10 protein-coding genes (1 of these 10 running past the window's edge) are annotated in these 13588 nt (G+C 63.9%); 3 read left to right on the top strand and 7 right to left on the bottom strand.

Going from position 1 to position 13588, the window contains the following annotated elements:
- From M1R55_RS09500 to M1R55_RS09490, 3 genes are all read right to left on the bottom strand, one after another.
- Window positions 1-642, bottom strand: partial view of a hypothetical protein gene (locus M1R55_RS09500; protein ID WP_371827098.1) — the 5' portion only. It extends 378 nt beyond the left edge of the window; 642 of the gene's 1020 nt are visible here — the first part of the coding sequence; its start codon is at window positions 640-642; its stop codon lies beyond the left edge, outside the window.
- Window positions 643-790: 148 nt separating this feature from the next.
- The gene (locus M1R55_RS09495; RefSeq protein ID WP_249391561.1) at window positions 791-3943 is read right to left on the bottom strand and encodes a hypothetical protein; all 3153 of its coding nucleotides are present in this window, start codon (window positions 3941-3943) and stop codon (window positions 791-793) included.
- Window positions 3940-5199 (bottom strand): SpoIID/LytB domain-containing protein, encoded by a 1260-nt coding sequence (locus tag M1R55_RS09490; RefSeq protein ID WP_249391560.1) that lies wholly within the window; start codon window positions 5197-5199, stop codon window positions 3940-3942. Before M1R55_RS09490 ends, M1R55_RS09495 begins: the two co-directional genes overlap by 4 nt.
- Before the next feature lie 293 nt (window positions 5200-5492).
- Here M1R55_RS09490 and M1R55_RS09485 point away from each other — a divergent pair, with 293 nt between their 5' ends.
- Window positions 5493-6743, top strand: coding sequence for an FAD-dependent oxidoreductase (locus tag M1R55_RS09485; RefSeq protein WP_249391559.1), 1251 nt, complete (start codon window positions 5493-5495; stop codon window positions 6741-6743).
- Window positions 6744-6796: 53 nt separating this feature from the next.
- Here the strand turns inward: M1R55_RS09485 and M1R55_RS09480 are convergent, their stop codons facing one another.
- Window positions 6797-7699, bottom strand: coding sequence for a metallophosphoesterase (locus M1R55_RS09480; RefSeq protein ID WP_249391558.1), 903 nt, complete (start codon window positions 7697-7699; stop codon window positions 6797-6799).
- A gap of 152 nt (window positions 7700-7851) precedes the next feature.
- Between M1R55_RS09480 and M1R55_RS09475 the strand changes: the two genes are divergently transcribed.
- Both M1R55_RS09475 and M1R55_RS09470 read left to right on the top strand, forming a co-directional pair.
- A complete protein-coding gene (locus M1R55_RS09475) occupies window positions 7852-8166 on the top strand; it encodes a hypothetical protein (RefSeq protein ID WP_249391557.1) in 315 nt (104 codons plus the stop codon).
- A complete protein-coding gene (locus M1R55_RS09470) occupies window positions 8163-8966 on the top strand; it encodes a metallophosphoesterase (protein ID WP_249391556.1) in 804 nt (267 codons plus the stop codon). Before M1R55_RS09475 ends, M1R55_RS09470 begins: the two co-directional genes overlap by 4 nt.
- A 79-nt stretch (window positions 8967-9045) precedes the next feature.
- Here M1R55_RS09470 and M1R55_RS09465 read toward each other — a convergent pair whose 3' ends face one another.
- The 3 genes from M1R55_RS09465 to M1R55_RS09455 all read right to left on the bottom strand — a co-directional run bounded on the left by M1R55_RS09465 (window position 9046) and on the right by M1R55_RS09455 (window position 13448).
- Window positions 9046-9870 (bottom strand): hypothetical protein, encoded by an 825-nt coding sequence (locus M1R55_RS09465; protein ID WP_249391555.1) that lies wholly within the window; start codon window positions 9868-9870, stop codon window positions 9046-9048.
- A gap of 247 nt (window positions 9871-10117) precedes the next feature.
- Window positions 10118-10852, bottom strand: coding sequence for a zinc dependent phospholipase C family protein (locus tag M1R55_RS09460; protein WP_249391554.1), 735 nt, complete (start codon window positions 10850-10852; stop codon window positions 10118-10120).
- A gap of 157 nt (window positions 10853-11009) precedes the next feature.
- Window positions 11010-13448 (bottom strand): glutamine--tRNA ligase/YqeY domain fusion protein, encoded by a 2439-nt coding sequence (locus M1R55_RS09455; protein ID WP_249391553.1) that lies wholly within the window; start codon window positions 13446-13448, stop codon window positions 11010-11012.
- Between the last annotated feature and the right edge of the window lie 140 nt (window positions 13449-13588).

Here is a 13588-nt window from a genome sequence, read left to right as displayed (position 1 = left end):
CACGCCTGTATCAGTGGCAGCCAGGATAGCTGTGCCGTAGGGAGCGAGATCACGGATAGGAGGAGTGGGGAGCGGCGTGGTTACTGTGGCTACAGGGTCGCCCAGGGTGGCAGGTGCGGCCCGCAACACTTCGCTGCCCCCGCCCAGCGCAGGCCGGGCTACCACGCCCGTATCGCCCAGCACCGCCAGCCGAACTGGGGGGGTATCGGGGCCGGGAATCGGCGGGGTAAAGGTGGGCAGGGTGGCCGTCCAGATCAGCGTGCCGTCGCTGCGGTACAGGGCCAATTGCTGAGGCCCGTTGAGGCAGGCACTGAGGGTCAGCAGGCGGTCACGGGCAGCGCTGGTGGCCGTACTGGTGAGACACACGGGGGTAAAAGGCAGTGCAGTAAAGGCTTGAGGAGTGGCCAGATTGGCGTCCCGGCTTTCTAGCCCCGCCGCCAGCGTGAGGAGGGCGCGGCCACCCCCCGGCAAGGTATCCAGACTGACGCCGCCCGTGACCGGAACCGTGAATTCGGCAGGGGCAGGGTCGCCAGATATCCCTCCTGTGGTCACGGTTTGAAGGGTTGTGCCGCCATTGGTCAGGACAGCCAGCCGCAGAATAGGCAACCCTTCTTCGGTGCCGGTGCAGGCAGCCAGCAGCACCGGTAGCAGAAGGAATGACAGATGCTTTGGCCGAAGCGGAGTGCTGCTAGGCCATCTGCCTTTCCCACTGACCACTACCGACTCCCCACGCACAATCTGCCCTATCAAATTCCGTTTCAACATACTGACCTCACAGGGACGAACATCATCACCGGACACCCGGTAACAGCGTGGGCAGGGGCGTCAGGCCGCCCGCACCAATATCGAAGAGGGGGTAAGCGGTGCTGCCGGGAAGCCCGATGGCGAGTCGGTAGCGCTGGATGCTCAGGTCTATTTCGGCCTGTAGCGCCCAGCAGCAGCGGTCTATGGTGAGGCCGATGACGGGCGCGAGCGGGGTCGGGTTAAGCCGCACGCCATCTTGCCAAATAAACGTCTGGCGCAGGCTGGCCGTGAGGTACGCGCCGGGTTTGGGGCCGTTGCCCAGTGCCAGCCCCAGCTTCAGCGGGTTCAGGGTCAGGCTGTCGGTGGCCTTGTCGTCGGGGAAGGTTCCGGTGCGCGTGCGGCTGTAATTGGCTGTACCGGACAACGAAAAGCGCGTTCCAAATTGCCAGTCGGCGGTGAGGTTGGCTTGGGCGAGTTCAGTGCGCTGCTGATCCAGGCCCTTCACATTGAACAGAGCCGTCGCGCTGATGCTCTGGCCCGGACGGGTGGTTCGGAGGCTGGCACTGAGGTTGGGGCGCGTCCAGCCAAAACGGGCCACATCGAAGGGGCCGCCGTAGGTCACCTGCCAGTTGGTCGCTTGCCCCGCCGCCGTGCCCACGCTGAAGGTGACGGTGCCACTCTCTTTGACATTGGCGGGCTGATTGACCAGCAGATCATGTGCCGTAGACAGCGTGTAAGCGCCGCGCCAGGTCACGCTGGCGCCGCCGTTGAGGCGGGGAGTGGCCTGCGCCGAGGCAATGGCCGCGTCGGTGGGAAAGGTCAGCGTTTCGCGGGCACTGACGGTGAAGGGATTGAGCACCGTATCCCGTGTGCCCGTCGCGTTGAACTCTGCGCCGATGGCACTGATATTGGGCGTTTGAATGGCGTGCGTGACGAACACGTTGAAGTTGTTGGTTCGCACATCGCCCGTCACAGTGGCCCTCACCGTAAACGGCAAGTATCCCCCGGAGCGCGTGTAGCCCCCAGTGGCAGAAAGCGCGAGGTTGGGCGCAGGCCAGAGGCGGCGAATGGGCGGGGGTGGGGGCGGCGTGACAGGCGTGCTGGTGGTTACCGTGTTGGACGCTGCGGGCGCAGTTATCGTGGTTGGAATGGTTGTCGCCTGATTGGCTGGAGTCTGACTGGCTGTGGTCTGAGCTGCTGTGGTTGCCGTACCGTCAGCCTGAGTGCTACCCGCTGAACTGCCCGCGCCCACGTTCGCTCGGGTCTGTCCGGCTCCAGTCTGTGCCCCTCCAGTTTGCGCCGCGTCCGTTGACGTGCCCGTGCCCGAATTGGCCGAGGCTTGATTGGCATTGGGAACTACCTGGCTCTGACCCGTACCGGTTTGGCCCGTACTGGTTTGACCTGTATTGGTTTGACTCACGTTAGCCCGGTTCAGCGCTTCAATCTGCTCGTCGGTGCGTGGGTCGCTGAGCGTGATGGAATAATTGGCGCTCTCTACCACTCCGGTATAAAAGTTGTGAGACAACGACGCCGACGCACTCAGCGGCACGCGGTTCACCGACAGGTTGAAATTCGCGGGAGCCTGAGCCTCTGGCCCCAGCATCAGGTCGCGGGTAAGAGAGACGCCGAAGGTCACGTCCTTGACTGGGACAGTGCTGATGGTCAGGCCGATGGGCGCACTGACGCGGCGGCCCGACAGAGCGTCAAAGGCGAAGGGACTCGTGCCCTCGATGCGGGTATACGCGCCGCTGACGGTAAACGTGTTGGTGGTATTCCAGCGCTGGGTCAGCTGTGCGCCCAGATTCAGCTGCACAGTTCTGGCCCCAGTGCCGTAGTAGCGCCCGGTAAAGGTATTGTTGAGGGTCAGGTCGGCATTCGTCCACGGTTTGGCGGTGTAGGAAATGCTGTGCTGTTCTTCCAGCCGCGAGGTGGAGATGTTGATGCCCTGCAAAGTGGCGCTGCGTGAGAGTGGATTGCTCTGACCACTGTATTGCCCCACCGTAAATTTAAAATCGGTGCTGAGGCCGCCCTGCACGTAAGGTTTCGGGTCAACGACGACTTCCGGCTGCTTGAGGGGCGTGGTCAGCCGCGTGACTCCCTCAGGGCCATAGCGGTCTATGTAATTGAACTGCCCGCTGAACGACGGATACTCCACATTGACGCCAAAATTGACGTTGGTGACGCCGCGTTCTGGGTCGCCACTGGCGCGGCCCAGATCGCTACGGGTCACGGTAAGGCTGTAATCGAGGTCGCGCACGGCGGTCACGAGCGGAATCCGGCCCTTGGCGCTGAAATTGATGTCCAGATCGGTGCCGGGCTGCTGCGTACCGTCAGACAGGAAGGGGCGCGGGTTGTTGAGCACGTACAGATTCAGGCGGTCGATGAACGGGAGCGGCTGATAGGAACGCAGCGACACGCCGACGCCGAAGCTGGGGCTGCGGTTCTGGTAGTAGCGCAGCAGGGTCGTGCCCAGCGTGGTAGAGCCGATGCTGAAGGGCAAATCGGCTTCCACGGTGTAGCCGTCCTGCGCCGCCTGCCCAATCGAGAGGCGCGGTTGGCGTTCGGGGTCGTTGAGGGGCAGCACCAGCACGGGCAGATACAGCACCGGAAAGTCGGCCAGCAGCAGTTGGGCGCGGTAGGCGACAAGGCGGTCTCCGGGGTACACGATCAGGCGTTCGGCGCGGAAGGCGTAGTCGTTGGGCGTGCGGCCACACTTGGCGCAGGGCGTGAAGTAGCCGTTATTGGCCCGCAGTTGCCCCGGAATCCGGTCGACTTCCGAACCCCGAATCTCCAAGTCCGCGTCGCTGATCAGCACGTCCTGTCCGGTCAGTTCCTCGGTGCCCAAATCCACCACCAGGTTCTCCCCGGTCAGTGTTTGCGCGTCGGACGCTGAAAAATAGCTGGCCTGCCCCACCAGCGTCAGCGTGCGGCGGGTGCGGTTGTACTCCACGCGCAACGCTTTCACTATGTCGTCGTCTACCCGCAGTTCCACGCCGCCCGATTCCTGTGCGCCACTGATCAGGACGATCTCTTGGCCGTCCAGTTGCCGCAGTTCCAGCGTATCGGCGCTGATGATTTTGACAGTGCGGGCTTCTGCACCGCTTATCAGCCCAGCGAAGGTGAGGGCCGCGCCCAGCAGCAAGCCCGCCAGTCTGCTCCTCCGCTTCCTGACTGTGCCAGACGCACCTGCCCGCTTCATTGGGTCATCCAAGTGGGGGCAGCGGGGTGACTGGCAAAGAGATTCAGAGATGCAGGAGAAGGCAGCGGGCGAGCCAGCGCCAGCCTAGGCCGCGTTCCCTCTACCCCGCCCGCCAGCGCACTCAGCGATGTGCCGGGGTAATAGAAGCCCAGTACGTGCAGATGGTCGTAGCCCTGCCGCGCCAGCCCCAGCGCCCCGTACTGCGAGAGGCCGACGCCGTGCCCCGCGCCCGCGCCCTCCACGATCAGTGGGTTCAGGCCCGAGAGGGTGGCCCGGCTGCTGACCGCGCCCAGCGAACGCACAAAGCCGCCTGCCTCGGCCCCGGAAATGCGGGCCACACCCGACGCACCCGTAAAGCTGATCTGCTGTGGCCTGCCCGACGCGCTGAAACCGTTGACCGTGACGGCCTGAAGGATGCCGACGCGCACGCCGTAGCGCCCCGCGACTTCCTGCACCTTGCTCAGCGGAACCTCTATGCGCCACCGCGCACGTGGGCTGCCTGCCGAAAAGGGGTCAGCTTTGGCCGTCAGGTAGGGCACGTCCTTACCCCAGACTTCGGCGCTGGACGCCGTAAACCCGCCCGAATCGCTGGAAAAATAGGTGCTGGCCGCCTTGCCTGCGTAGGCCACGACTTGCCCAGCAGTGGCGGCAATGGCGGCGTCGGTGGCGGGTTTCTCGGACGCTATTCCGGTGTAGACCTGACAGCTTTCGGTGGCGCAGGTGTCAAACGGTAGGGCGGGATTCACGCGGGCAGCGACGTAGGTGCGGGCAATCACAGCCTGAGCCGCCAGCGCCGCAGCGGGCCAGGAACTCGGCATCTCGGACGCCACCACGCCGCGCAGATAGTCCTCGACATTCACCACATTAATGGCCTGCACGCCGCCGCGCTCGGTTCGCAGGAACACCCCGCCCCGGTAGGCCTTGCCGCCAATTTCCACGACGCTGCCGGGGGTTGGGGGCAAATACAGGGTAGCGTTGCCAGAGTCTTGCCCGTTCAGCGTCAGGCGTGCACCTGCGCCGCTACCCTGCACGCCCACGCGCCACGCCGCAAATTGCAGGGGCGCGGGGGTGGGCACGGCCGGATAGACCGGAAGGGGCGTTGCCGGAGGGGCCGCCACCGGAACCCGCACCGTCAGGCTGGGCGCAGCCAGCACCAGCACGCGCACATTCAGGGCCGAGGCCGCAGGAGCGCACAGCAGCCCGCCCACAACCAAGACGTGTGTGGGCAGCCGGGAAGAGAAACGCGGTGCAGACATGTGCGGCGAGTATACGCAGCCCCCCATCAGAGGGCCATGAGAAAAGCCGACTGTGGGTAAGGGGTGAGGATGGATTGGCGGTCAGGAACAGTCTAAGGGCCGGGGGTCTAAAGAAGGGCAAGGGCCACCCTCGTTGCCGACTCTCTTTTCGTGCTGCAAGTCCCGTAATCCACAGAGAAACAGCTTTAGCCAGAGCTTGTGATCACTTCTCAGACCGTCAGGCCCTTGACCCTTAGATGCCCTTCCCGTCAGGCATTCCCACAACGCACAGCCAAACACGCCATCATGCCCCCATGACGGCAGCGGCGGCGGGACAGGTCTGGGCACACGTCGGGCAATCTTTTTCGGAGACGGAATACGACATCGTGATCATCGGGGCCGGACGAATGGGCGCGGCCTGTGCCCTGTATCTGCGCCAACTGATGCCCGGTTCCAGACTCTTGCTCACCGAACAAGGTGGCCTGCCAAACGAAGACGGCGCGACGATTCTGGCGGCAGGCGTGTGGACCGTGCAGGACATTCCAGATGGAGACTCAGCTCAACTCTGGAAAGAGCGGGCCAACTGGACGCGGGCGCAATTGGCCGCCCAAACCGCCTCGATAGGGAACGGCATTCAGTTTCAGAGTCGCCCGTTGCTGAGCCTGCATCCAAAAGCTGCACTGCAACGGGTGCCGACTGCGGAGGCTCTGGCTGCGTATCCGGGTTCGCTGGCCCTGCTGGACGCCGATCTGCTCCCCTTCGCCGAGGCTGACCTGACGGCGGCCGCCTACAGGCCCGGTGCGCTGGCGGCGGCACAGGCGAGCGCGGCAGTGCGGGCGGGGGCTGACCTGATGCTGAACACTCAGGCTCATCTGGTTCCCGGCGGCGTGCGCCTAGACCGCCTGACCGTGACCAATACGCACCAGATCGTGACGCACGAAACGCACACCATCCGGGCTGGATTCGTGGTGGTGGCCGCTGGAGCCGAGGGGCCTGAACTGCTGGAGCAGGGGTTGGGCATTCATACCACCCACGCCCGCGCCTACCGCCAGACGCCGCGCCTGAATGCCCCCAGCGACAGTGGCGGCAGCGGGGCTGACCTCTCCCCTGTTCTGCGGGTGGATGGTCTGACGTTGCGCCCGCAGAACGGCGGCTACACGCTGTATCCGCGCATTCATCACCGTGACCCACACGGCTACGCGCCCACCGGGGGCCGCCTGACCGGGGTTCCGGTGGGCCTGCGCCGCGAAACGCTGGAAGATCTGGTGGGCCTGATGGACGCCCTGCCTGTATTGGGAACGGAGGCGCTGGAAACGGGCCGCAGCTTGGCCGACGTGCCGGGTGCGTGGCTGGCGTTGCCCAATGGCCGAACAGACGCGCCGCCCCTGCATCAGCGGGTGTTGCCGGATGTATCGCTGCTGCTGGGTGGCCCGCTGGCCGATACGTTTGGGCTGGCAGTAGCGTTTGATCTGGCGGCGAGTTTGGCGGGGGTGGAGGGGCGGCCCTGGGAGGAAGGCAATCACGTTGCTCACTCCCTCCCTCCCAGCCTCCCCCCTCAAGGGTGAGGAGCAAAAGGCCTCAGATTATTGCCCTCGCCCCAGCACCTTAGACCGCCCCCTTACGCCGGATTCAGCGTCAGCATCGTGATCTCTGGCGTACACAGATTGCGAACCGGCAGCCCGCTGACGCCTAAGCCCCGGCTTACATAGGCGGGGGTTTCGTGTGCTCCGGCGACCCAGCCCATCGCGTATTTTTGGCCGTAGCGACTGGGCACCATGAGCGCGCCTAACAGCGGCAACCGCACTTGCCCACCGTGCGTGTGACCGCACAGCACCAGACCCACTGGGGCGAGCAAATCGGGCAGAAGGTCGGGGTTATGCGTCACCAACAACGTGGCGCGGCTCCCCGCTCCGGCCAACGCTGCCGCCGCGTCTGGCTGGCCGTGCCATAGGTCGTCTACGCCGCCAATGTGCAGGTCGGCACGCAGGGTGCGGCCCTCATTGCGCAGCAGGGTCACGCCTGCTCCCGCAAACGCAACGCGCAATTCCTCGCGGCGATTTTGCCAATCGGGGCGCTTGGAGCCGTAATGCCGGTTGCCGTAATAGCCGAAGCTGCCGTAATCGTGGTTGCCCCACACGCCGTACACGCCCAGCGGCGCTTGCAGCCGTTCCAGTTGCCTCAGCAGCGGCGTGGGCGGGCCATCGGTGCGGTAATCCATCAGGTCGCCGCCCAGCAACACCACATCCGGGCGCTCGGCGTTGGTGGCCTCTATCCACTGCTGCACGTTGTTTTCGTGCATAAACAGGCCGTAATGCAGGTCGGTCAGGAAGGCCAGACGCAGCGGGGCTTGCAGTCCGGGCAAAGTGCGCGTATGGCGCGTGACACCGTGCAGATAACTCTGGGCCACCGTTGCGCCGCCGAGCAACCCCAACGCCGCGCCGCTGCCCAGCAGCCCACGCAGGAAGCGGCGGCGGGAAGAGTTGGGCACGGTGGACGGCTTGGGGAGGTCAGACACGCGCACAGGTTAGGGCAGGCGGGCGCGGCGCGGCATCCTCTAAAAGTTGGCCTTACCCGCGAGGAGGCCGGGTGCCGAAGCTCATTCCGTGAATTACGCGACGAATTTCTTGACCCAGTTCAGAGTTGAAAGCTGTACTGGGCGCTACACTGCCGCCTATGTCTGGTTCTGCCGCCCCCGAAAACCTACTGGCCCCAAATGTGCTGGTCATTGACGTGCTGGACGAGGAAGCAGGACTGGCCGACGTGGAGGATTTGCAGGGCCGTACCTTTCAGTTGCCTGCCGAATGGTTGCCTGGAGCCGCTGACGGAGCCGCCTACCGCGTGGAGGTGCAGGGGGGCCGCGTGACCTTTGTGCCCGATGCAGACGGCGCACGCCTGCTAAGGGAACGGAGCAAACAGACCCTCTTGGACTTCAGTGACGAGCACAGCACCGATGAACTGGAAGACGGCCACCAAAGCAGGCACGAATGAGTCGCCAAGTCCTGATCGTGCCCGACCTGCACGGACGCGCAGACCTGCTGATCGCCGCCGCCGAACGCTACCCGGACGCCCACTTTCTGAGCCTGGGCGACGCCATAGACCGGGGCAGGCACAGCATGGAAACCGTGCAACTGCTGCTGGATCTGAAGGGTCAGGGCCGCGCCACGCTGCTGATGGGCAACCACGAGCGCATGGCCGAAGAAGGCCTGAAGTGGTACACGCGCTACACGGGCACGCACGATCTGGGCGATTACCGCAAGGCGATGGAAGGCTACCAGTGGTGGATGGGGAACGGCGGAGACAGCGTGCGCAAGGAACTCGGCAGCCTGACGCTGGAGAAATTCCCGCCCCTGCTGTCGGCTTACTTGGAGCAACTGAAGCGGGTGGTGTTTGTCACCGCAGACGGGGAAATTCACGACGAACCCCCGTCTGAGCCGAGTGTGCTGGTATCGCACGCCGCGCCGCCCGTGAAGCATCGGCAGTACCCCAATCCCTTGTCGGCGGCGCTGTGGCTCCGGCCATTCGAGGGGCCCTTTGCCATGCCCGACGGCGTGGTGTACAGCGTGCATGGACATACGCCGGTGCGGACGCCCACGCGCCTGTACAACCATGTGTACATAGATCTGGGCGCGTATGAGACGGGCAGACTGGCCCTGCTGGACGTGAATGTGCAGGCCACGCCCGATATCACGGTGCTGTGCGGGCGCGGTGATCCGGGTGTGGCCCGCCGCTACAGCGCGTTCGGGGAGGCGATTCCTACCCAAAGCGTGAATCTGCTGGGGATGCTGTAGGACTGTAAAAGCTAACGAAAGAGGAAGGCAGGCGCGAACTTGATACTGTTTCCGCGCCTGCCAATCTGATGGGAGTTCGTCAGTCCAAGAAAGCCACAAATTCCCGCCCCGCCGATTCGTTTTCGGTATTCATCAGGACGCGGTGCCAACTGGGAAGGTGCAGCGTGGCGTGATCTTTGTGGCGCACGTCACCGCGCACGTACAGTTCGGGGTTGCGTTGGAAGGATTGCCAGTTCCAGTTGCGGGCCTTCGGGTTGGATTGGAGCAACTGGGTGTACCGCTGCATAGAAATCCCGTTGCGGTGCTTGTCGCAGGCCATCACGGGTTCGCCACCCAGGCGGGCGGCCTCGGCGCAAATGTGCGGTTTGCTACCCGCGCCCCGCGTCAGGGGTTCGTTGCGGCGCACCCGTTGAGCAGGCACGATCAGGTCAGGCATAGGCGCAAAAAACCATTCCCCTTGACGCACGAAGGCGGCATTCCGGCGGCGCAATCGGTCTTTGCCACGCACCCGCAGCCGCGCCTCACTGATCTGAATGGGCGTGGGCTTCAGCGCGTGCATGGCCCCCAGCACGTCGCGCACGCTTTGACCGGGCACGGCGGCGGTAAACAGGTGGCGTTCGTCGAAGCCGCACAGGAACTTGTCTTTGCGCTCCCCCACGCGGGCCAGCAACAGCAGTTGGCGCAGTTCGGGGCGCACGTCCAAGGTCAGCAGTTCGGGCGCGGCCTCTTCGGGCAGACGGATCAGGAAATGTTCGCCGCGTGCGTCACGGGCCACATCAATATCGAAGGTGGAAGCGCGGCGGCCCCAGCGCGGCATGTGTGTGGGCGCGGTCAGCACGCGCATGCCCAAGCGGGCAAAGGAACGCTGGAGATGCTGAACCGGGTCAGCAGTGTGAATAGTCATGGGAAAAACCTCGGCAGGAACGCCTTCCGAAGTAGAGTGGCCTGACCAGCCGGACAGGAGGATCAGGCCACCAGAAAGCGCGTCCTCAGCGGGAAGCGGGGAGAGTAAAAATACCGTCGGGTTGGGTTTGTTTCATGCGTAAACCTCCGTGCGTTGAAGTGCCCTACTGTAAAAGCCACACCGCCCACCGCGCATCAGCCAAGGGGCAGAGGTGGGGTAGGCGGTGTGGCGTGCAGGAGGAAGAAAATTAGGGCAGGAGGTACGCTGGCGGCAAGTTCATTAGGTGCAGAGAAATCTGGGCGTCGTCGGGAACAGTCCCGGCTTCCAACTGCTCTAGCAGCGCAGCGATCTCGCGGGCACAGTCCTGCACGGCCCGGTTCATGGTCGCCTCGCTGAAATACGGATATTTGCGGTCTAGGACAAAGGCTTCGGGATGGCTGTAAAACTCGCGCAGGTCGTCCAGACGGTAGGCCAGCGCCTCCGAGGGCAGAAACGCGAACGGTGACGGCGGATTGGGCGCACCCATCACCCAGCGGGCAAAAGCGTTGTCGGGGCAATCGCGCAGATATTTGTGATCCAGGCCGTACCAGTCGTCTTTGACACGGCCCCAAGTCGCTGCTTTGTCTTCAGCAAATTCGGCGGCAAACGCCTGCTTGATACTGTGTCCAATCAGGTGCATCCACAGGTTATCGGTGACCAGATGCGTGAAATACCCCAGCATGAAACTGAAATGGGCCGGGTCGCCGCCCCGCAATGGCCCCACGAACTCCCGATAAAAAGTCAGGTCACGAATTCGGCCTTCATCGTCGCCGGGTTGCAGGAAATGCGTGACCGACTTGGGCGGGTCGAAACTCGTCCAGTCGTGGTTGGGACGCCCGGAGTCGGGGGCCACATTGCCGATCACGAACTGTTGGGCGTCTAGGCCGGGTAAGCGTTCCAGCAGTAACTCTGCCACACGGAAATGACTGATCCAGGTGCCCATGCGGAGATTTTAGAACACTTCTTGCTTTACTGACCAGCTATACACTCTCGCCTGGATAATTTTCCCCCTCCGGAATTTCAGGTCAGAGTGAGCTAAATAAACAGAGGGAGCGGCCAAACAGCATAGAAGACCCACAGCTAGCATATTTTCAGCCCATTCAGCCTTCCAGCGCGGCCTTCAGTCCTTCTGCTACCGCCTGCGGCTCGGCTTTGCCCCCGGTGGCCCGCATGACCTGACCGGTGAAAAAGCCCATCAGGCCCACTTTGCCGCCCCGGTAAGCCTGCACCTTATCGGGGTTGGCGGCCACCGTTTCGGCGATCACGCGGGCCAGTTCGGCGGGATCCAGGCGGGCGCTGAGGCCTTCGCGCTCGATGATGGCGGCGGGGGCCTCGCCCGATTCGGCGGCGCGGGCCAGCGTATCGCGGGCAATTCGGCTGGTCACGGTTCCGGCGGCCAAGAGCGCGGCCAATGGCGCAAGGTCTGCGGGCTGCACGCGGGCACGGCCTTCACGGATGGTGGCGGCCAGATCATTGACCGCCCACGACGCGACCTGGGCCAGCGTGGAATCTGTAGGAGCCGTATTGACGAAGGCCAGCAATTGAGGATCGCGGGCCAGCGTGCGGGCGTCGGCGTCGGACACACCCAGCGCGGTCAGGCGGGCGACTTCGGCGGTTTGTTCGGGTGTCAGGGAGGTGGGCTGAGGGGCGTGAGGCGCGGGCTGCGGCGCGGCTTTTGCGTCCGCTTTGGCCTCGGCTTTCCCCCGGCGCGTCTCCACTTTGGCCGCCTCGCTGCTCTGGTTGGCCCAGGCATCCTTCAGCGTAATAATTCGCCCGAAGACCAACTTGTCTGCGCTGCTGTCTACCGGATCGCGCCAGAAGTAGCCCTGCCGCTCGAACTGGTAGCGGGTATCCAAGGGATCGGCGGCCACGCTGCCCTCAACAAACCCCTGTGTAATGTTCAGGCTGTTGGGGTTCAGATGACGCAGGAAGGCGGCGTCCAACGGTGCGGCGTCTTCCTCCATTTCTGGCGCGTCCTCGTCGGCGGCCTCGGTACGCTCCGGGTTGGGCACGGAAAACAGGCGGTCATACAGCCGGAATTCGGCGGGCAGGGCGTGTGCGGCGCTGACCCAGTGAATCACGCCGCCCGCTTTGGCCTCCTCAGTCAGCAGCGTGGCGTACACGCGGGTCACGTTGCCGGCTGAGTCAATATCAAAGCGGTCTGCACGGATAATCCCTGCACCGCGTAGCCGCACCGTGCCTCCCGGAGTCAGGCGCTTAAAACCTTTGGGTGGGTCGGCGTTGAAATCGTCCTGCTCTATGTACAGTTCAGCCCCCAGTGGCACGTCGCGCACCGCCTGTTCGGGCGACACACGCTGTCCGGTGGGCAGAGGCACCAGGCCGTCCTCACTGGCCTGCACCACGTCGTGCGGGTAGTAAGGAATGGGCAACACACGGTCAGCATCCAGACCGGCCAGGGTCACGGGCAGCGGCTCCAGCACGGCCATCACGCGGGGGGCGCGGTGGTTCAGGTCGCCGCGCACGGCGTTTTCGTACACAGCGAGGTCTACGGTGCGGTTGGTGCGGCTGACCCCGATCTGGGCGGCAAAGGCCCGCACGGCTTCGGGCGTCACGCCTAAACGCCGCTGGGCACGCAGCGTGGGCATCCGGGGATCGTCCCAGCCCGACACATGACCCTCATTGACCAGCAACCGCAATTTGCGCTTGGACACAATCGTGTATTCCAAGCTGCGCCGCCCAAATTCGTACTGATGCGGGCGGGGATTGAAGCCCAGCGTGTCCATCAACCAGTCGTAGATGGCGCGGTTGTCCACGAATTCCAGGCTGCACATGGAGTGCGTCACACCCTCCAGCGCATCTTGGAGCGGGTGCTGAAAGTCGTACATCGGATAGATGCACCACGCACTCCCGGCGCGGTAGTGGTCGGCCCGCAAAATCCGGTACAGCACGGGGTCGCGCAACTTCATATTCGCGTTGGCGAGGTCTATTTTGGCCCGCAGCACGTGTGCGCCTTCGGGGAACTCTCCGGCCCGCATCCGGGCGAACAGGTTCAGGTTTTCCTCGACTGAACGCTCACGGAACTCGCTGGGCGTACCCGCCTCGCTGGTGGTGCCACGCAGGCGGGCCATCTCGTCGCCGCTGACCGAATCCACGTAGGCTTTGCCCATCTGGATCAGCTTTACGGCGTAGTCGTAGTAGCGCTCAAAGTTGTCGGAGGCGTAATACAGATGCTCGCCCCACTGCCAGCCCATCCAGGCCAGATCATCCTGAATGCCCTGCGCGAATTCCTCGCTCTCGCCTTCCGGGTTGGTGTCGTCCATGCGCAGGTGGTAGCGCCCGCCGTACTGCACCGCCGTCTGGAAGTCCAGAAACGACGCGAAGGTATGGCCGAGGTGCAGGTAGCCGTTGGGTTCGGGCGGAAAACGGGTCACGACCTGAGGGTATTTGCCGGATTGAAGGTCGCGCTCGATGATTTCGGTGATGAAGTTGTCGATAACAGAAGTAGGGGCCGCACGCGCTGCGTTAACGGGAGCGGCAGCAGCGTCGGCAGGGGTGGGGCTAGGGTCGGGCACGGTCATAGCATGCAGGATACCCGCCCGGTCTGCCCTGAGCGCCTGCTTGGAGTGCTGACTTCCAGCACATATTGATAGTGATAAACAACACCAAACTCACCTGACACGTAAGGTCTGCGTCACTGACAACCCGGTAGGCTCGGCCA

Source organism: Deinococcus sp. QL22, from assembly GCF_023370075.1.
Taxonomy (GTDB): domain Bacteria; phylum Deinococcota; class Deinococci; order Deinococcales; family Deinococcaceae; genus Deinococcus.
Note: the sequence above shows the minus strand (reverse complement) of the source record. Positions and strands in the feature narration are given on the sequence as shown.